The sequence below is a fragment of the Mesorhizobium montanum genome, from assembly GCF_033977145.1.
Lineage (GTDB): Bacteria > Pseudomonadota > Alphaproteobacteria > Rhizobiales > Rhizobiaceae > Mesorhizobium > Mesorhizobium montanum.
Genome location: NZ_JAVIJF010000004.1, coordinates 16,789 through 35,927, shown reverse-complemented (window position 1 = coordinate 35,927; position 19,139 = coordinate 16,789). Strand labels below are relative to the sequence as shown.

At 61.3% G+C, this 19,139-nt stretch carries 21 protein-coding genes and 1 pseudogene; 9 read left to right on the top strand and 13 right to left on the bottom strand.

Translation table 11 applies throughout. The features are described from left to right. Positions 1-581 precede the first annotated feature (581 nt). The 5 genes from RFM68_RS06445 to RFM68_RS33830 all read left to right on the top strand — a co-directional run bounded on the left by RFM68_RS06445 (position 582) and on the right by RFM68_RS33830 (position 4,336). Positions 582-1,490: a LysR family transcriptional regulator gene (locus tag RFM68_RS06445; RefSeq protein WP_320231877.1), complete on the top strand. Its 909-nt coding sequence runs from the start codon at positions 582-584 to the stop codon at positions 1,488-1,490. Between the two features lie 221 nt (positions 1,491-1,711). Beyond that, complete coding sequence (locus RFM68_RS06440) at positions 1,712-2,362, top strand: HupE/UreJ family protein (RefSeq protein WP_320231876.1); 651 nt, start codon at positions 1,712-1,714, stop codon at positions 2,360-2,362. Continuing rightward, positions 2,352-3,137 (top strand): hypothetical protein, encoded by a 786-nt coding sequence (locus tag RFM68_RS06435; protein WP_320231875.1) that lies wholly within the window; start codon positions 2,352-2,354, stop codon positions 3,135-3,137. Before RFM68_RS06440 ends, RFM68_RS06435 begins: the two co-directional genes overlap by 11 nt. Positions 3,138-3,612: 475 nt before the next feature. Continuing rightward, entirely contained in the window at positions 3,613-4,053 is a 441-nt protein-coding gene (locus tag RFM68_RS06430; protein ID WP_320231874.1) for a Ros/MucR family transcriptional regulator, read from the top strand. Between the two features lie 25 nt (positions 4,054-4,078). Next, positions 4,079-4,336, top strand: coding sequence for a Y4oE-related protein (locus RFM68_RS33830; protein ID WP_502572766.1), 258 nt, complete (start codon positions 4,079-4,081; stop codon positions 4,334-4,336). Positions 4,337-4,430: 94 nt separating this feature from the next. Here the strand turns inward: RFM68_RS33830 and RFM68_RS06425 are convergent, their stop codons facing one another. The 12 genes from RFM68_RS06425 to RFM68_RS06370 all read right to left on the bottom strand — a co-directional run bounded on the left by RFM68_RS06425 (position 4,431) and on the right by RFM68_RS06370 (position 16,368). Further along, positions 4,431-4,709 carry a DUF2274 domain-containing protein gene (locus RFM68_RS06425; protein ID WP_320231873.1) on the bottom strand — a complete coding sequence of 93 codons (279 nt, stop codon included), beginning with the start codon at positions 4,707-4,709 and terminating at the stop codon, positions 4,431-4,433. Positions 4,710-4,720: 11 nt separating this feature from the next. Further along, positions 4,721-5,965: a TraB/TrbI/VirB10 family type IV secretion system protein gene (locus tag RFM68_RS06420; protein WP_320231872.1), complete on the bottom strand. Its 1,245-nt coding sequence runs from the start codon at positions 5,963-5,965 to the stop codon at positions 4,721-4,723. 11 nt (positions 5,966-5,976) lie between these two features. Then, positions 5,977-7,005 (bottom strand): P-type conjugative transfer protein TrbG, encoded by a 1,029-nt coding sequence (gene trbG, locus RFM68_RS06415; protein WP_320231871.1) that lies wholly within the window; start codon positions 7,003-7,005, stop codon positions 5,977-5,979. Beyond that, positions 6,995-7,726, bottom strand: a complete 732-nt coding sequence (trbF, locus tag RFM68_RS06410) for a conjugal transfer protein TrbF (RefSeq protein WP_320212888.1) — start codon at positions 7,724-7,726, stop codon at positions 6,995-6,997. Before trbF ends, trbG begins: the two co-directional genes overlap by 11 nt. Next, complete coding sequence (gene trbL, locus RFM68_RS06405; protein WP_320231870.1) at positions 7,727-9,049, bottom strand: P-type conjugative transfer protein TrbL; 1,323 nt, start codon at positions 9,047-9,049, stop codon at positions 7,727-7,729. A gap of 33 nt (positions 9,050-9,082) precedes the next feature. Beyond that, positions 9,083-9,808, bottom strand: a complete 726-nt coding sequence (trbJ, locus tag RFM68_RS06400; protein ID WP_320231869.1) for a P-type conjugative transfer protein TrbJ — start codon at positions 9,806-9,808, stop codon at positions 9,083-9,085. Beyond that, positions 9,805-12,255 carry a conjugal transfer protein TrbE gene (trbE, locus tag RFM68_RS06395; protein WP_320231868.1) on the bottom strand — a complete coding sequence of 817 codons (2,451 nt, stop codon included), beginning with the start codon at positions 12,253-12,255 and terminating at the stop codon, positions 9,805-9,807. Before trbE ends, trbJ begins: the two co-directional genes overlap by 4 nt. Then, the gene (locus RFM68_RS06390) at positions 12,249-12,521 is read right to left on the bottom strand and encodes a VirB3 family type IV secretion system protein (RefSeq protein ID WP_320212892.1); all 273 of its coding nucleotides are present in this window, start codon (positions 12,519-12,521) and stop codon (positions 12,249-12,251) included. The genes trbE and RFM68_RS06390 overlap by 7 nt, the downstream gene beginning before the upstream one ends. Then, positions 12,518-12,829 (bottom strand): TrbC/VirB2 family type IV secretion system protein, encoded by a 312-nt coding sequence (locus RFM68_RS06385; protein ID WP_320212893.1) that lies wholly within the window; start codon positions 12,827-12,829, stop codon positions 12,518-12,520. Before RFM68_RS06385 ends, RFM68_RS06390 begins: the two co-directional genes overlap by 4 nt. An 11-nt stretch (positions 12,830-12,840) precedes the next feature. Continuing rightward, on the bottom strand, positions 12,841-13,809 hold the full coding sequence (gene trbB, locus RFM68_RS06380; RefSeq protein ID WP_320231867.1) for a P-type conjugative transfer ATPase TrbB: 969 nt from the start codon (positions 13,807-13,809) through the stop codon (positions 12,841-12,843). Continuing rightward, positions 13,806-14,219: a YlcI/YnfO family protein gene (locus RFM68_RS06375; RefSeq protein ID WP_320212895.1), complete on the bottom strand. Its 414-nt coding sequence runs from the start codon at positions 14,217-14,219 to the stop codon at positions 13,806-13,808. The genes trbB and RFM68_RS06375 overlap by 4 nt, the downstream gene beginning before the upstream one ends. Positions 14,220-14,337: 118 nt before the next feature. Next, a complete protein-coding gene (locus RFM68_RS06370; protein ID WP_320231866.1) occupies positions 14,338-16,368 on the bottom strand; it encodes a conjugal transfer protein TraG in 2,031 nt (676 codons plus the stop codon). Between the two features lie 82 nt (positions 16,369-16,450). On the opposite strand from RFM68_RS06370, the gene RFM68_RS06365 reads away from it, so the two are divergent. The 4 genes and pseudogenes from RFM68_RS06365 to RFM68_RS06360 form a co-directional block, all read left to right on the top strand. Then, positions 16,451-16,981 (top strand): NAD(P)H-binding protein, encoded by a 531-nt coding sequence (locus tag RFM68_RS06365; protein ID WP_320231865.1) that lies wholly within the window; start codon positions 16,451-16,453, stop codon positions 16,979-16,981. Between the two features lie 15 nt (positions 16,982-16,996). Further along, positions 16,997-17,254 (top strand): hypothetical protein, encoded by a 258-nt coding sequence (locus tag RFM68_RS33605; protein ID WP_430694825.1) that lies wholly within the window; start codon positions 16,997-16,999, stop codon positions 17,252-17,254. A 19-nt stretch (positions 17,255-17,273) separates the two neighbouring features. Further along, positions 17,274-17,549, top strand: coding sequence for a DsbA family protein (locus RFM68_RS33600; RefSeq protein ID WP_430694824.1), 276 nt, complete (start codon positions 17,274-17,276; stop codon positions 17,547-17,549). Continuing rightward, positions 17,498-18,007, top strand: a pseudogene (locus RFM68_RS06360) (aldehyde dehydrogenase family protein); the annotation flags it as partial. The gene RFM68_RS33600 and the pseudogene RFM68_RS06360, both read left to right, overlap by 52 nt. A 547-nt stretch (positions 18,008-18,554) precedes the next feature. Here the strand turns inward: RFM68_RS06360 and RFM68_RS06355 are convergent. After that, the gene (locus tag RFM68_RS06355; protein WP_320231864.1) at positions 18,555-18,788 is read right to left on the bottom strand and encodes a hypothetical protein; all 234 of its coding nucleotides are present in this window, start codon (positions 18,786-18,788) and stop codon (positions 18,555-18,557) included. Positions 18,789-19,139 lie beyond the last annotated feature (351 nt).

The following is a 19,139-nucleotide window of genomic DNA, read 5'->3' as shown; positions in this document are numbered from 1 at the left end:
AGGATCAGCACGAACACGCAGGACAGCGGACAAGAGCGTGATCGTGACCGGCGCACTCCGATGCGGCGCAGTGCCCAGAGCGCCGGTGAGGCGGTTGCCGGGGGCAACGTCGATCAGTGACAGCGCGATCGTAGATGACAAAGGTAGCGGGCGCCGAAATTCCATAACGCCCCGCGACAACGCAGGCGTCGTACAGCACGGGAAGATCGCGGGCCGAGTCGCTCCTCGGCATGACGGCAGACGAGATCGCCAGAAGTACCCCGCCCTCCGTCCCAATCTGCCCGCGCAGTTTGACAGGGCCGCGAGCTGAATGTCGGCATAGCGTAGTTGCATAGAGGCCAAGAAGGAAAGCATGACCGGCCCCTTCTGAAGCTCAGCCGTCAGAGAAACGGGCTGTCCGTCATGGGTGGTGAGCGTGAAATCTGGCGCGTGATCGCCAGCGCGCACGCACGGCGCGCCGCTGATCTTTGTCTCCGCGTATCCATAGCCACTCCGGCTCTGCCGGAAGAGAAAATAGCCATTCCAGGATATGTGTGGCAGAAACCCCGTGGCTATATGATCTATTCCAATGAGGCATGCGCATGGACCGACTGTCGGCGATGGAGGCATTCGTGCTGGTGATCGATTCCGGCTCCTTCTCGGCCGCGGCGCGCCGTCTCAATGTTGGACAACCGGCGGTCTCGAAATCGGTCGCGCAGCTAGAGGACCGGCTCGGCGTCAAGTTGCTTCTCCGCTCGCCGCGCGGTCTGGCGCCGACCGAGGCCGGGCTCAATTTCTATGAACGGGCACGGCGCTCGATCGAGGAGGCAGAGGAGGCAGAGCTGGCGGCGCGCGGCGCCGGGCGCGGCCTCACCGGCAAGCTCAGAATCTGCGCCGCGGTCACTTTCGCGCGCATCCATCTGATTCCGCGTTTACCGGAATTCCTGGCACGCCATCCAGATCTTGAGATGGAGGTTGTGCTGGACGACCGGAATATCGACCTCGTGCAAGAGGGAATCGATGTGGCTTTACGCATGGGGCGGCTCGCTGACACGGCGCTGACCGCCCGCCGCATTGCCACAACTCGACATGCCGTGATCGGCACCGCCGCGTATTTCGCGCGGGCCGGCGAGCCTCGGTCACCCGGCGAACTGATTGCGCATGAGGCGGTGATCTACAGCCAGCGTGGCGGCGGCACGGTCTGGACCTTTCATCGCGACGGGGCAGAAGTGGCGGTCACGGTCAAAGGCCGGCTGCACGTTACGGCCGCCGAGGGGGTGCGCGCAGCCGTGCTGGCGGACGCAGGCATCGCCATCGCCTCGGATTGGATGTTCGCGCCCGAACTGACGGCTGGGACGGTCAAGGCGGTGCTCCAGGATTGGGACTTACCATCAATGGATCTGTGGGCCGTCTATCCCACGGGGCGGGCAGCGACGACCAAGGCGCGCACGTTTATCGCCTTCGTCGACGAGGTGTTGCGACAGCCAGCGAGCTCGGGGAGCGCTGCATAGCTTCAACGATAGCCATGCACCGGGTTAAGCGGCGTCGGAGTATTCCTAATTGGAATGCATAATATCACCAAGCCGCGGCTACGCCGTGGATCTGGTAGACGAAAGGACTGGAACACACCGAACGCCATGCGCTTGAAATTGCCAATGCGTCTCGCACACTCTATCGCTAGAACCATCCAAAGAGTTCTGTCCGGAACGATTGATCATGGGTGGCGTGATTAGTGCGTAGTCAGCAGACCGTCGCGGCGCATCAACTGAACCTTCCGCAAACCGATGCCTTTCGGCAAGGGCGTGTCTTCGTCTGTCGCTTGGTCGCCAGTTGTGTACTGATATCCATGCCAACGGCAGTCCAAGCTCACATAATTCAGTCTGGATCCGAGGGGTTCGGCAGCGGGTTCGAACATCCGTTGACCGGCCCCGATCATTTTCTGGCGATGTTCGCCGTCGGCCTGTGGGGTGCTCAGATCGGCGGACGATCAATATGGACGCTGCCGGTTGCCTTCCCGCTGATCATGGTTCTCGGCGGCGTCGCCGGCATTGCGGGAATCCCTCTACTCGGCGTGGAGATCGGAATCGCGCTTTCGATCATCGCGCTAGGACTGGCCATTGCAAGCGCCTGGCGGCCGGCGGAATGGATGGCCTTGCTGTTGATCGCAGTGTTTGCGATCTGTCATGGATATGCTCACGGTGCGGAGCTTCCGAACGCAGCCGACCCAGCCGACTACGCAATCGGGTTTGTCATCGCCACCGGCTTGATCCATCTTCTTGGCATCGGGGTCGGGCTTGTTCTAGGCAAGCCGTTCGGCGGGCGGCTATCGCAAGTGCTGGGCGGGCTGATCGCGGTTGGAGGCGTCTATTTCCTTGTCACTTGAGAACGACACTGAGCGAACAACGCCCGGGGCTCTGCGCTGGTCCGGCCCCCTGCTGGCATTCCTCGGGATTGCCTTGATCTGCGCTCTCATATTGGAGACGCGATCCGAACGGTCGGTGACGACATGGTGGATTCTCAACAGTGGCCTTTCCGCAGAACGGGTCATGCCGCTTGCCGGATTGGGTGTGGCGATCGCACTGGCGCGCGGACGCCACATGGCTGTCGCACTGGCAACATTCCTCCTGGGCGTCGTGCTCGGAATTGCCTTTCGTGATCGATATCTCGCGATCATGGCGGACGTCCCCGGGTTGACGACGCACCTTTTCCTGACCGGGCCAGTTTCGGCGCTTACGGCCGGCCTGCTGTTGATCCTGCCTGCCCGCGTCAGACGATGGATTCTTCCCGTTTGCGCCATGTTGATCGGCGCGATGCTGGGTGTCGCCACAACGCTGACCGACCCCACCTTGCACGATCCCGCAATTTCGATGATCGCCACTCTTATCGGCTTGTGGATCCTGGCTGCCATTGGGCTCAGCGGGCACGCCTTTTGGCACGGCTGGTTTCCGATTGCCGCGCGCATCCTTGGCAGCTGGCTGATTGCGATTGGCCTTCTTCTTGGAGGCGCGGCAATTGCCTCCAAGCCTCCGGTGCTTGCGCGACCGCCTCCGCCGGCATCGTTGACCGAAGGCGGAGCAAACCGCTTTGAAACACCGTTTGCGGGCATCAATCGGCAAGGCGACCGTTCACGGAACGCTGCAAGGCCATCCCTTCCGTGAACAAGCGCTGTGAGGTTGCCGGGGAATTTCGGTCGACCGTCTTTGCAGGGATGAGCCCGAATATCTCAGCCTCTCCTATCCGTTCGCTTTTCATGAACGGGGAACGGCGCGGCAAGCGAAATCGCCGCCGAAGCTTTGCGATTGCCGTATCCCTCACTCCCACTCGATCATCAATCTGAACAGCACCTCCTTGATTTTATTGATGAACTTTAATCAGCCAACACCCAGAATACCGTCAATAATACCGTCAGATTGCTACGCTGTTGAAAAGCCTGCAACAATGTAGCCGCCGTCGCGGCATGCACGCCTTTGACTCTATCGTTTCCTAGCAACGAGAGCCGACGCTATTGCGACGCGCTTTTATCCGCTGCTGCCTAGCTCTCTAAGTGATCAGGCACAGATCTAGCTCGCCGGTACGTTGCACGTTGCTGGATTGAGGGCTATGAGCGTATAGATTGTGACTCTGGAGCCTGACATGTCCGAAGAAGCCGACAATAATCTGATCGAACTTACCGCAGATATCGTTTCCGCTTACGTCCAAAAGAATCCAGTCCCCGTATCTGGACTGCCGGATTTGATCGCCAGCGTTAATTCGGCATTGTCTAATATTGGGCAAGCAGCTCCAGAAGAAGCACCCGCGCAAAAGCCAGCAGTCAATCCTAAAAGATCGGTGTTCCCGGACTACATCATCAGTCTTGAAGACGGTCAGAAATACAAGTCGCTTAAGCGCCATCTGGCAACCCGACACGGGATGACGCCCGATGAATACCGCGCGAAGTGGGGATTGGCGAAGGACTACCCCATGGTCGCCCCGAACTATTCGGCCACCCGATCAGCGCTGGCGAAATCGTTAGGTTTGGGAAGAAAGTCTGCTCCTGCCAAAAAACCTGCTGCGAAACGCAAGGCGAAAGCCTGAGTGGTGGACAACCGGAGGTCTTGGCGTGCCAGGGAATCAACGTGATCGTGACAGCGCCGATCGAGCAAATCGTGGCAGTCTATCGCTTTGGGATTTTGCGGACCCGGATGAGGCGGCCAAAGCAGCTCTCGATGTCTATGAGCCGGACGCGACGACTGCCGCGGCTCACTGCGCATTGACGGCCCATTTTGATGGGCGCGACCGCGACTATCGCTTTTGGTTTGCGGTTTTCTCGGAACTCAAACGCGCGTCTCCGGTGAATCACTCCGCAAGAGGCCATTAGAGCGGCTCGCTATTGGCGTGGTCATCTTCAGCAGAGTTCCTAGCGCTGCAATCGTCAGCGGTATCTTTAGACGGAAGAGCCCGAGTACCCCGCTCTATGTGTCGTCCAATCTTGCGGCTGATTGCCGTCGCGGCTTTTCCGATGCGCCGACGCCCGGCAGGCCTTCCTTTCTGGCCTTGGCAAATGCTCGGTCACTTTCGAGGAACTCCGACAGCATGAATGGGATGAGTTCTGCCACCGTTTCAGATTCGCCATAGGTCTGACGGTAAAGCGCGGCATAGTCGTTGAGCGCTTGGCTCAAGCCGGCGCTAACGGTGATGGTGATCTTGGAAGGCGTCCGGTCCGGAAGCTTTCCTAGTTTCAGGTTTGGCATGAGCTTCCTATTCAATCCGCGTATGGCCGGAGCAAGAGATCCCTGTGGACGATGACACGCAGCGGCCAGCCGGGGCGCACTGTGATGGTCGGTTGAATGTTAAGGTTCTTTTCGGTGATGCGCTGGCCTGCTTGACTGATGTTCTGCTGGGTGGATTGCCGGATCGCTTTGACCAAGTCGCTTTCGTTTTCCCCGAAGCTCAGCTCGGTGCCGACACCCAACAGCGTGGCTAGCGCAACCCCCTTGATCAACTGCCAGGTGTGGAAATCCACCTTGTCCTCTAACCCCGCATAGCCGGCAGTGTCTGTGGCGGGCAGGTTGTCGATTTCGACTGACGAGCCGTCGGGCAGCAGTATGCGCTGCCAGACCAGCAGCGCACGCTTTTGCCCAAAGGCGACGACGCTGTCATAGGTTCCGATCAACCGTGAGCCCTGCGGTATCAGCAAGGTGCTGCCGGTGACTGTGTCATGCACATTCTCGGTGATCTGCGCGACGACGAGACCGGGCAAATCGGAGTTGATGCCGGTGATTAGGCTTGCGGCGATGACGCTGCCGGCCATCAACTGATAGGGCGAAGCCGGCGTCTGCAACGCGTGCGGATTGTAGATGCCACCTGTGCTCCGTTGGCTGATAAAATCGAGCTTGTGCTGTTGGTCCTCCTTCGCCGAGGCTTCGGGGGCTAGATTGCTCTGGTCGCCCTCGGCTGGTGCAATTGAAGCTGACGCCCGGGAGGCCACGGCTTGCGGAAGAGCCTCAATTGGCTGCTGGGCACCTTGCCCGTTGCCCGCGGCATCTGTCTGCTTCGGTCGATTGTCGATCCGGAACATGACTTGCGACTCCCGCGCCGAAATCGCCTGCTGGGCGAGCCGTTGCTCTTCGGCGGAGGCCTCCTGCCCCGGCGCAATACCAAGCTGGCGCTGCCGCTCAAGGATGGGGCGGCCAAGATCGCCCGGTAGCGGCGGCCCAAGCACAGGCGCCTTTGGCTTGATCGCGGAATAATCCTTGGGCAGGCTGTCGAGCCCCTCGGCGGTCGGCTTGCGCTCGGTATTGTACCGGTCTTCCACCAGATCTGGAATGCGCAACTCCGGTCCTTGAAGCGCAATCATCGTGATACCGAATATGGCACCGGACCCGACGGCGGCGATCGCGATGATCACGCCGCGCCTGAATCGGACGGCGCGTCGCGGCGAGGCGCGCAGCTGCAGCTGCTCGGGATCGAGCTTCGGCGGAGCGGTGTACTGGGACGTGTCAGTCATGAGCGCTCCCCTCACCTGCTGAAGCGCGAAAACAGCGAGATCCGCCGCGGCGGCTTCCGGCCGTCGGTCCGGGTGATGCGCACCACCTGCTGCTGCTTGGAGCCGAGCCGCAGTTCTGCTGCGGCAAAGAGGCGATCGACGATGTAGTAGTTGCCGCGCATACGGTAGTTGACGAGCTGGTTGCTGCCGTCAGCTCCTACGATGAAGAGCGGTGGCGCCTCGCCCTGATCGATTCGGCGCGGAAATTCGATATAGACCTTGCTGCCGTCGTCGAAGGCGCGCGTCGGCCGCCAGGGCGGCGTGTCACCGCTGATCGAATAGCGGAAGCGGATGTTCTCGAGCACCACGTTCGACGCCACGGGCGTGGCGGCCTCGGCCTGAGCGTTACGCTGGCGCAGCGCGACGATCTGGTCTTCGCTGTAGGTCCAGGAGATCGCCGCCATTGCTGTCTTGTCAGTGCTTTGTAGCTGCAGGTGATACGTCCGCCGTTCCGTGGTGATCACCAGGTTGGTGCTAAGTCCCGGCGCGAAAGGCTTTACCAGCACATGGGTGCGCTGATTGTCTCCGATGCCGCTCACTGTATCGCCAATGACCCAACGCACCGTATCGCCCGCGGACACTGACGTCAGCTTCTCACCGGGTTGCAGAGCGATATCGGTGACGCGCTCCGGCGCGGCGTAGAGTTGATAAAGCGCGCCATCGGCAAAGGGATAGACCTGGACCGCATTGACATAGCCGTATTTGGTGGGCTGCTGCGTCGCCGCCTTGTTGGCGTCCGCGACACGTTCTTCAGGGGAACGTTTATCCTCGCCGACCTTGCCCGGGTCAGGCTGCAGCTGACTGGGCAAAGGCAGCGGCTTTGGCACCTCGACGATCTTGACCGGCTTCTCCGGCGGCTTCTGGATTGCCGCTGCTTTGAAGTCGCCCGTGTCATAAGAAATCTCAGGCGGCGGCACCGGCTTCGATGCGCAAGCCGAGAGGACGGCTGCCGACGCTGACAGGATCATCACAGCACGGAACGATCGGGCTCTATTTGTCATTATCGGGCTCCTTCGGGGAAACGGATGCAGGTGCTGCGCTGTCGAGCTCTCGCGACCAGTCGATGGCGTTGACGAAGACGCCGAGCGGATTGTTGCGCAGCTGATCGGTATTGCTTGGCGGGCGGATCACGATGGTCAGGATCGCGGTCCATCGCGTCGTGCTGGCCAGGCTGCCGCGCTCAAAAACCTGCTCGGTCCATTTGATCTGGAACGAGCTGTCGGAAGCCCTCACTACGCTGGTCACCTGCACCGACACACTGCGCGTACCGATCTGGCCGAAAGGGTCGTTGGCCTTTGCGTACTCATTGAGGAAGAGTGCCGCGCGGTCGGTGGCAAAGTCGTAGGCGGCCAGCCAGTTCTGCCGCACCAACACCGGATCGGTTGAGACAGAACGGACATTTTGAACGAAACGGCCGAGATGCCAGGCGATCTGGGCATCCGAGGGTTCGTAGTCTTGGGTTGCCGGGGCTACGGCGCGCGCCTCACCGAAGCGATCGACCTCCACGACATAAGGCACGACGCGGCTCTGCATCGACTGCCAAACAAGACCACCGGAGAGCCCGGTTGCCAACGCCAGGCAGCCAAGAGCCATCAGCCGCCAATTGCGGGCCTGCACTCGCGAAGAGCCGATGCGCTCATCCCACAGCTGGGAGGCCTTCTGATACGGCGTGACCGGCTCGGGCGTCTTGCCGTAACGTTGAACGGGTCGTTTGAATAGCATCTAGTCGTCCTTGTCGCTGAGAGAGGGATTGGCGCTGCCTCCTGGCCTGTCTCCATCACGGACGGCCTGTATGGCGGCGTGGCGATGCGCACGGGAGGTCTGTTCGGAACGCAAACGCCTTGCCCAATTGGGCGCGGCATCGGGGCCTGCACCGGCTGGGGTTTCGGTCATAGATGCGGTCGGCGCGCCGCCGGTCGCGGTCCATGCGGCTTCGCGTCCGGCATCGGCGCTGCGCTCGAAGCTTCCGGCGGCAGATCGTGCTGCTCGCATCGCAGCGCCGCTTGCGGCACCCGCCACGCCCTGCATTCCAGCAGCCACACCGGGCAGGCCGGTGTCAGGCGACGTTGCACGTCCCAGCTGCCATGCCGAGGAAGCTGCCGAACCCATGGTCGTGCCAGCTCGAATGGCGGCGAGACCGCCGCCGGTTGCCATTCGCGCACCGGCAAAGGCAGCTCCCCCGGCAACGAGCGCTGATCCGGCAGCGGCCGCCGTGGTCCCGAGTGCGGCGCCCGCGCCAAGTTGTGGCGCGCCGGAGACAAGACCCGAGGCGATCCCAGGACCAAAAATGCCGAGGCCAAGCAGCGCCAGCGCGCCGAGCACCTGTGACATGGCCGCCGCCAGGTCGGGCTCCTTGCCCTGGAGCGCCGAAGCGAACTCGCCGAAGAGCGTGGAGCCGATACCGACGATCACGGCGAGCACCATCACCTTGATGCCGGACGAGATCACATTGCCGAGCACGCGCTCGGCCAGAAATGCCGACCGGTTCCACAGCGCGAAGGGCACCAGAACGAAACCGGCTAGCGTGGTGAGCTTGAACTCCAGGATGGTGATGAAGAGTTGGATCGAAAGAATGAAGAAGGCGATGATGACCAGGAACCAAGCCACGAGCAGCACAAAGATGGTCAGCGCGTTGCCAAAAATTTCGGGGAAGCCAAGAAGCTGGCTCGCCTGATCGAGAAGCGGCCAGGCACCCTCGAAGCCGGTCGCGGCGATGCGGCCGGGATGCAGGAGATTGTCAGCGGACAGATTGCCGGAGGACGCGTTGATGCCGAGGCCGGCAAAGGACCGGTAGATGATGTCGGCGAGGTTCTTGAAATTGTTCAGGATGAAGGCGAAGACGCCGACATAGAGTACCTTGCGGATGAGCCGGCCGAGAATGTTGGGTTCGCCGCCGAATGCCCAGGCCAGGCCGGCAAGCGTGATGTCGATGCCGATCAGAATCGTGGTGAGGAAGGCGACGTCGCCAGTCAGCAGACCGAACCCGCTGTCGATATAGCGGATGAAGGTCTCCATAAAACGGTCGATGACGCCCAGGTCGTTCACGCCGCCACCTCCCTCATGTTGAAGAGCTAGTGATCAGTTGCCGGGATAGGCCGTGCCGCTACCCAGGAAGCGCTTCGTTGTCTGGCGGGCGGCTTCCTCGGACTGCGCCTTGCGCGCCGCATCCTCAGCCTCAGCCCGAAACTGGGTCGCAAGCAGCGCCTGGATCTGCATCTGCTGCTTGGTCGAAAGCGCTATCAGCTGATTGGTGGCTTGGCTTGCCTCAAGCGCGCCGGCTGCCCCTTGGCTGCGGTTGACGAGATCGGTAAGCAGGTCGCCGTCGCTGCGGACATTCTCGACGATCTGCGACTGGACGCCCATGGTCTGGCGGAACCCCTGCATGGCGCTCTGCCAGCGCTCACGCGCGGCGCTCGCCACGTCGCTGACCTTGATCGTGGCGTCATAGCTTTCGGGATATTGCTGTCGCCACTGGTCCTGAAGCTTGTCGAGATCGAAGCTCAGGCCGCTCGCCTGGTCCATCAAACCGTCGATCCGTTGGAGCGAACCGGTAAGCTGGCCAACGGAAGAGAAATCCAGGCTCTGGAGGTTGCGCGCCATGTTCTGCAGCATGGTCGCCTGGTTCTGAAGCGACTGGATCTGGTTGTTGATCTGCTCCAATGACCGCGCGGCCGTCAGCACGTTCCGCGCATAATTCGACGGATCGAACACGACGAGGGCATAAGCCGGCTGGACATAATCGGCCAACGGTTTGGCGATCAGGGAAAGAGTGATCAGGCCGGAGAGAAAACGGCGCCGCATCATAACGATTGCTCCTTATCTGGTTGAGGGAATTGCCGGAGAAGCTCGGCGGCCCAGTCGAGGCCGCGTGCATTGAGGAAGTTGGAGGCAAAGCCGTCCTGCCCGTGCTCGGACAGCACGCTATCGATTAGGGTCTGGCTGGCAGGATCGGAGGCACCGCAAAGCGCAAGCGAAATCGGGCCTAGGCCGAGCTCGAACAGCCGGTTCCCGCGGCGCGATTGCAGATAGTACTGCCGCTTCGGTGTGGCGCGAGCGACCAGCTCGATCTGCCGCTCGTTCAGACCGAAACGTTCGTAGGCTGCCTTAGCCTGCGGTTCCACGGCACGATCGTTGGGGAGAAAAATGCGCTGCGGGCAGCTCTCGATGATAGCGGGCGCTATTGAAGACCCGGCGATGTCGGCTAGCGACTGCGTGGCGAAGATCACCGACACGTTCTTCTTGCGCAGCACCTTCAGCCATTCTCGGATGCGGGCGGCAAAGAGCGGGTTGTCGAGATAGACCCAGGCCTCATCAAGCATAAGCAGTGTCGGTCGACCGTCGAAGCGCTCCTCGAGACGATGGAAGAGATAAGTCAGTACCGGCAGGACAGCGCCCTGGCTGTGCATCAGCTCCTCGGTCTCGAAACACTGCACATCGGACAAGGCCAGCCGATCGTCATCAGAATCGAGCAACCGACCGAAGGGACCGTCGAGCGTGTAGGGCATCAAAGCGGACTTCAGGGCGTTGGACTGAAGCAGGACCGACAGGCCGGTCAGCGTGCGCTCCTCAACCGGCGCGGTGGCAAGACTGGTGAGCGCCGACCAGACTGCCTCTTTCACCTCTGGCGTGACGGTGACGTTTTCATGGGCAATGAGCCCGGCGATCCATTCGGCCGCCCAACTGTGGGTGGCCTGATCGCCGATGCTGCGCAGCGGTTGAAAGGCGAGCGCGCCTGCAGCCCCCAGCGCATGGTGTTCGCCGCCCATGGCAAGCGTTGCGGCGCGGGCCGAATTGCCTTTGTCGAAGATATAGACCTGCGCGCCGGCATAGCGTCGGAACTGCAGAGCAATCATGGCAAGCAGAACCGACTTGCCGGCGCCGGTCGGGCCGACGATCAGCATGTGGCCGACATCGTCGACATGGGTGCAAAGCCGGAACGGTGTCGACCCGCTGGTCTCGGCCACGAGAAGCGGCGGGGCTTCGGTGCCGGTGGCTTTGGTGAGATGCTCATTCGCAACCGGACCGGCCCACACCGACGACAGCGGCATTAGATGGGCAAGGTTCAACGTGTGAACGAGCGGCTGCCGCACATTGGCATAGACTTGGCCTGGCAATGAGCCGAGCCACGCCTCGACCGCATTGACGCTTTCGCGGATCGTGGTGAAGCCGAGCCCATTGACGATGCGCTCGACGGCGCGAAGTTTTTCCGCGGCGACTTGACGGTCCTCATCCAATACCGTCACGGTCGTGGTCAGATAGCCGAAGCCGACATGATCGCCGCCCAATGCCTGAAGTGCTTCGTCGGCATCGAGCGCCTTGTTGTCGGCATCGCTGTCGACAAGCGGGACGGGCTCGTTGGTGACAACCTCGCGCAAGATGGCGACGATCGACTTGCGCTTAGCAAACCACTGCCGCCGGAGCCGTGTTAGCGTCTTCGTAGCTTGCGTCTTGTCGAGCGGGATGAAGCGCGTCATCCAGCGATAGGCAAAATCCTGATGATTGAGGGCATCGAGGAGTCCGGGCCGGGTGAGGTTGGGAAAACCAAGGATGGTGAGCGTGCGCAGATGCCGCTCGCCCAGCGTCGGCTCCAATCCGCCGGTGAGCGGCGCATCGACCAGAATGCCGTCGAGATAGATTGGCGTTTCCGGCACGGCGACAGGATGGCGGCGGGTGGAGACGGTGCCGTGCAGATAGGTCAGCGTCTCGGCATCGTCGAGCACGCGCACTTCGGGCATGAAGCCCGACAGGAGATCCAGAAGGCGGTTGGTCTCATCTCGAAACCGCGCCAGCTCCTGGCGCCAGTCCCTTTCGCCCTCCGAACGATGGGTATCGACGAGCGCGCTTTCCGCCCGAGCGTGGCTGTCCGGCGGTGGCATGAACACCACGGTCAGGTGATACTGGCTTTCGAAATGCGCGACCTTGCCCTCAAAAGCGGCGCGGCGTTCTTCGTCGACCAGCCATGTGGCCGCGTCGGGGAAATGCGAGTGCGGATAGCCAAGCGCTTCGACGCGCTCGGCCTCGAAGAACAGTGCCCAGCCTGACCCGAGCCTTCTCAGGGCATTGTTCGCCCGGGCGCAAATGCCCATGAGTTCGGCTTCCGTCGCGCTTTCGAGATCGGGACCGCGGAACCGCAACGTCCGTTGAAAGCTGCCGTCCTTATTCAGCACGATGCTCGGCGCCACCAATGCAGCCCAGGGCAGATGGTCGGCGAGCCGGTCGGCTTTGCCGCGATATTCCGACAGGTTCAGCATGCAAGCCACCCCCTCAGACGAAGGTGGCGGACAAGCACACTGGCGAAGTCCGGATCGCGACGGGCAGCGAAGACCGCTAACGTGTGGCCCGCGATCCAAAGCACCAGTCCAGCAATCCACTGCTGCAAGCCAAGGCCTATCGCCGCGGCAACCGTGCCGTTGAGGATTGCCACCGCTCGTGGCGCACCGCCCAGCAGGATCGGCTCCGTCAATGCCCGGTGGACCGGCACCTCGAAGCCCTCAATGTGTTGCTCTCCAGTGCTCATCCGACGAGTGCCCCGCCGCCGAAGGAGAAGAAGGAGAGGAAGAAACTCGATGCCGCGAAGGCGATCGACAGTCCGAACACGATCTGGATCAGCCTGCGGAAACCGCCTGCCGTGTCGCCGAAGGCTAGGGTCAGACCGGTGGTGATGATGATGATCACCGCGACAATCTTGGCCACCGGTCCCTGCACCGATTCCAGTATCTGCTGCAGCGGCTGTTCCCACGGCATGCCAGAGCCGGCAGCGTGTGCTGGAGCCGTAAGACAGAACGCGAGCGCGGCGGACGAAAGAAAGCGAAGCTTCTTGCGCATGAACTGGCCTTTCAGAACTGTTGGAGTTGGGGAAGCATGAGTTGGGTGACGGCGTAGTCGCCGCTGCCGTCGAGACCGGTGACCTCGGCGATCGCGTCGATGCGGCGCGAGGATCCACGCCCGGCGATGAAGACGATCAGATCTATCGCATCGGCGATGAGCCGACGGGGGACAGTGACGACGGCTTCCTGAGCGAGTTGCTCGATGCGATAAAGGGCAGAGCGTGCCGAGTTGGCGTGGACGGTGGCTATGCCGCCGGGATGCCCGGTGTTCCAGGCCTTCAGCATGTCGAGCGCTTCCGAGCCTCTGACTTCGCCGACGATGATGCGATCGGGTCGAAGGCGTAGCGTCGAGCGAACGAGATCGGCGAGGGTGACCGAGCCGCGCCTTGTTCTCAAGGCAACGCAGTCCTTGGCCGCACATTGCAATTCGCGCGTATCCTCGATCAGGATTACCCGCTCGTCGCATTCGGCGACTTCGGCCAAGAGCGCATTGGCAAGGGTCGTCTTGCCGGATGATGTGCCGCCAGCGACCAGGATGTTGCGACGCTCGCGTATCGCCTTTTTAAGGGCATCGGCCTGCAGCGGCAGCATGATCCGGTCTGCGACATAGTTGTCTAACGTGTAGAGCTTTGCGGCCGGCTTGCGGATGGCAAAGCATGGCGCCAGCACCACCGGTGGCAGCAGGCCCTCAAAGCGCTCGCCCGACGGCAGTTCGGCGCTGACGATCGGATTGTCGGCATGCGCCTCGGCGCGCACATGGGATGCGACCAGACGGATGATGCGCTCCGCTTCCGACGGGTGCATGGACACGCCAGTGTCGATCCGGCCTTCTCCGAGACGGTCGAGCCGCAGCGCACCATCAGGATTGACCATCACCTCGATGACCAACGTATCTGCCAGCGCGTCGGTGATCGCCGGGCCCATTGCGGTGCGCAACATCGCGCGCCGGCGATGGTCGACTTCGGGATGAGAGCTCATCCTTCGCCTCCCCCGCTATTCTCCTTGCCGAGCGAGCGTTTCCCGGAAGCGATCTGCCGTCCGACCTGCTCGACGAATTTGTCGAAACGCTCCTGGGCAATCGCCTGCGTTGCCTTGTCGGGGACCGGCGTATGAGCATGGAGCGTGATCGAAAAGCGGATGAAGAGCGCCAGGCTCTCCAGGATCATCTCTGCATCGCGCGTGACATGACCAAGGTCGCGGGAAAGACGATCGAGCCTTACACCATAGCGCCGGTCGAGCTCATTCTCGCCCCGCCGCTCGATAAAGGCTTCGATCGCCTTTGCCACGACCGCGGATTTGGTGGTCGAGGGGTTGCGGCTGAGGTTGTCCAGTTTCTCGCTGAGCTCCGGCTCGAGAAGAAACTGATGACGAATGCGGTGGGACTTCATAGCGGCTCGTTCTGACGGGCCGGCATTGCGCCGGCGATGCGAACAAGCATCGGCCAGATGCTCAAAATCGCTTATGGCCGTTATCTACGCTGACGTGCGCTTTGCCTGGAGCGGCCTTTCAGAAGCCGGGAACGATGTCCTTGTCGTCGCCCCTGCCCTCATTGATGCCGTAGGCGCGGGCGGCATTAGAAATCCGGTCCATGACGCGCTTGTCGGTTACCGCCTCGCCATCGTCGTCCGTGGAGTCGAACAGATCGCTCTGATCAGGCTCTTTAGCGATTACGGTTTGTTCTTCAGGCAAACCGGGATGGCGCTGCTGCTGAACGCCGCCCTCACCTTCAATTGTCGCGCCGGCGTTCTCGTCGTCGGTGGCAAGACGGCGGTCGAAGCTGCGCACTTGTCCACTCCAGTCATCCGGGCTCGACGTGGGGCAGTCCGCGTAGGGATCGTCGCGCAGCACCGGTGAAGGAAGTACCCGCTCGGTAAAATTCTGATCCTGGTAATAGCGCAGCTTCTGAGCGCGGATCGGCGGCAATCCCGAAACCAGCACTAGTTCGTCCGAGGGCGGCAATTGCATCACTTCGCCTGGCGTCAACAACGGACGAGCAGTCTCCTGGCGGCTGACCATGACGTGCGACAACCAAGGTGCCAGCCGGTGGCCGGCATAGTTGCGCATTGATCTGAGTTCCGTCGCTGTGCCGAGCGCGTCCGAAATCCGTTTGGCCGTGCGGTCATCATTTGAGGAAAAGGCAATTCGCACATGGCAATTATCGAGAATGGCGTTGTTCTCGCCGTACGCCTTGGAAATCTGGTTCAAGGATTGCGCGATCAGATAGGCGCGGATGCCGTAACCCGCCATGAAGGCGAGCGCCGTCTCGAAGAAATCGAGGCGGCCGAGCGCCGGGAACTCGTCCAGCATCATGAGCAGTTGATGTTTCCGGCTCTTCTTCGGATCACCCTCCAGGCGCTCGGTCAGCCGTCTTCCGACCTGATTGAGGACCAGTCGAACCAGCGGCTTGGTGCGCGAGATGTCCGACGGCGGAACGATGAGATAGAGCGACATCGGCCGTTCGGCATCCATAAGGTCTGCAATGCGCCAGTCGCAGGCCGATGTTGCCGCGGCCACGGTCGGATCGCGATAGAGACCGAGGAACGACATTGCAGTCGAGAGAACGCCTGAACGCTCGTTCTCTGACTTGTTGAGCACCTCGCGTGCTGCCGAGGCTACAACGGGATGGACCTGAGGCTTGTTCGCCGCGCCGAGGTGGTTTGTCGTCATCATGCGCTTCAGTGTCGAGGCAAACGAACGTTGAGGGTCCGACAGGAAAGTGGCGACGCGTGCAAGCGTCTTTTCCTCTTCGGCGTAGAGCACGTGCAGGATCGCGCCGACCAACAGTGAATAGCTGGTCTTCTCCCAATGATTTCGTCGCTCGAGCGCACCTTCCGGATCGACCAAGACGTCGGCAATGTTCTGAACGTCGCGGACCTCGTTTGGACCTTTGCGCACTTCCAGCAGCGGATTATAGCGCGCCGATCGTGGATCGGTCGGATTGAACAAAAGGCAGTATGAGAACTTCGACCGCCAGCCTGAGGTCAGCTGCCAGTTCTCGCCTTTGATGTCATGAATGACGGCCGAGCCAGTCCAGGAAAGGAGCGTCGGAACGACCAATCCGACTCCCTTGCCTGAACGTGTCGGAGCAAAGGCCATCACATGCTCCGGCCCATCATGGCGAAGATACCGATCCTTCAATTTGCCCAGGAAAACTCCGGCCGGCAGAAACAGCCTTGCCTTCTCGATCTCTAGCGTCGTGGCCCATCGCGAGGAGCCGTAGGTGGAAACCAACCCTCTTTGCCGCGCGCGCCAGAGCGAACCAGCGATCGCGGCTGCGCAACCCAAGAACCCGCTGGCGCCGGCCAGCGCGCCGGCCTGATCAAATATCTCGGGCGCGTAGGCGTCGAAATGGAACCACCATTCAAACAGTTTCCACGGCTTGTAGATCGGCCAGCCGGCTACGACGAACCATGGGACGCCAAGCGGCGACTGATAGCCGAGCATGTGAGCGCACCATTGCGTCGACGTCCACACCCCAAGAATGACGATCGCGAACACAACGGCGATCTGCCCGATTAACAGCTTCGTGGGCGTCATTGGCTAGTCTCGCTGGATAACGCAACGTAGCATCGCGCGGCCAGGCACAATTACGAATGCGCCTCACGTACGATTGGATGCGATGACTCGCTATGTATTGCCGTCAACCGTAATCGGTCGGTCGTTCCATTGTGTAGTCACGAATGAACCTCGGAACGTGATTTCGATCATGAACGAACTGAATTTCGGGCGACTTATCCAGGTTTCGACCGCGAGCTACCGCGATCCAGAAGATGGCTTCGGCTTGAAATCGAAGGCTTTGGTGACGCTGTTCAAGGTAATCGCACGGAGTTCCTACGACGACATCAAGGCGACCGGCGAATTGGTTGCAGACTCCGACCTCGACTGGACTTTGGTGCGCAGCGCGTTCCTCAAGGACGGTCCCGCCGACGGCGGGTTAGCGGTTGGTTCCTATGGAAGGACGAAGCTCGGCATGAAACTGTCCAAAGGACATCCGGCAAAGTTTCTGTTCGATAAAGTGTCGAGCAGAGAGTTTGTGCGGGCCGCTCCTGGCACTGCCGGCCATTTGCAATCCGACATGGAAGCTCATGGACGTGCGCATGAACATCGATATTCATCTCGCCACTCACGGACGCTCGCGAGGAGCCAGTAATCAGAAAGCCATGAAGTGGAGATCTGGTCGGATATGGTCTGCCCCTGGTGCTACATCGCCAAACATCGCTTCGACAACGCGCTGTCCGGGTTCGAACATCGCAAACCAGGTGGAGGTCAACTGGCGCAGCTATCAGCCCGGATGCGCCACCCATCACGAACAAGAATCTCAATGATACCTTGTCGGAAATGCGTTCGCACGGCGCGCATGAAGGACTCGAATACAACTTCGATCGAGGGCGCTACGGCAACTCGTTCGATGCACACCGACTGATCCACTTCGCACGCACGCCTTGGCGTACAAACGGGGATGGAGGAGCGCCTGTTCAGAGCCTATTTCAGCGACCGTAAGACGCTGGGCGATATGTACCCTGGTCGAGCTTGCTAAGGAGGTCGGCATCAATGCCGAAGAAGCGCGCACCGTCCTCACCGGCAAGGCTTTCGCTGATCAGGTTAGGGCAGATACACAGAGTGCGCGGCGGCTAGGCCTCAAGGGCGTCCTGTTTTTCATGATAGCCAGCTTTCGGTGGGCGACGGCTTCGGGGAAGGCGTTTCGATCGGGCCGCTGATCGACAAGCATGCCCTTGCCAAAATTGAGGCGCATGTCGCCGACGCCGTGGCGAAGGGCAGCGTAATTCAATGCGGAGGGGAGCGGATCGGTTCCCACGGCACGTTCTTCGAGCCCACGGTTCTGACCGGTATCTCCAGCGACATGGAGGTGGCCCGGGAGGAGACTTTCGGGCCTCTGGCGCCGATCATCCGCTTCGAAGATCCGGACCAGGTGGTGCGCGCGGCCAACGACACGATCTATGGCCTCGCCGCATATTTCTTCGCCTCCAATCTGCAACGCGTCTGGCGTGTGGCCGAAGCGCTGGAATACGGCATGATCGGCATCAATACCGGGCGAATGTCGTCTGAGGCAGCCCCTTTCGGCGGCGTGAAACAGTCCGGGATCGGGCGGGAGGGGTCGCGCCACCGGCTCGAGGATTATCTGGAGATGAAGTATCTGTGCATGGGCGGCATCTGACCCTCGCTTCAGACCCGAGCCGCCTGAACCTTCCCTGCTAACGGTCCCTCTCCCGCCGAGAACTTTATCAATTCCGGCGTTAGCCGCGCCGCGTATGCGGTCAAAGCAAAGGAGGACGTACAAAGCGCATACGATGAAATGTCCGCCGCAGGACATTTCATTTCATCGTCGAGCCGGTTCGGACGCCGAGACCGGTTCAACAGGGCGCCTAAGGAGCGTCAACATAGCGCCGCCTGAGGCGGGACGCGGGGCAGACCGCCCCGGCGAGGCGTGCGGCACAGCATTCGTCCTGGTGACCTCAATGGCAAGTCGGGCCGCGTCTGACCTCCATGGTCCGAACATCATGGCGATATCGAATGTGAGAACTGCCTGCAAGTGAGGCACAAGCGGACTTCTATGATCGGCGTTGCCGGGGCCACTAATTCGATGCTGACGAAGGTCGCACAACGCCCTACGATGTCACTTGCTATGCATTACACATGCAATGGATGGGCGTTACCGGCGGCTAGAGCCCTGTCCAGCTCCAACCCGATCAGCGGCTGCCCGATCACGTGGCGGGCAGCACCGCCTGCGGGACGGCGAAATCGAGATCGAGCAGACGACCGGCGTGAAATGGTGTCGGCGTCGGCGCCCTCAGGACGAATGGCGAGACGTCACCGAGTGAGGCCAAGTGTAGTTGCTCCATCGTCTGGTCGATTGTCGTGAGCGGGGCGCCGGCCGCGCGGGCGGCCAATCGGCCGCCGACAGAGATTGGCGTGGTGCGAAGCGCAACGAGCTTCATCTCCGGAGTGCCCTTCTAGGCTTCCGCCACAGCCTCCTCCGGCGGTAACCTACCCATGAACCTTGCATAGGCGAGCCAGCATGCGTCCATTGCCGAGAAAACATCTTCGTGCGACGCTAACTCGAAAGCAGGAGCGTCCCCCCGGACCAACTTGATACATCGGCGGCGCCGGTGACCTGGAGGCGCGGCGATGGCGCGTCGCACCTACCATCGCGCAGGATTGACCAATGTGAAACGACCGATAGGTCGCCAACTGTCGTCTTTGGCACTCGGCCTGAGGTTTTGCCTCCCATGCGACCCCTCTTCAAGTTTGGGGAGAAGCCTTCCCCAGCTGCTACAGGCCAACACCGC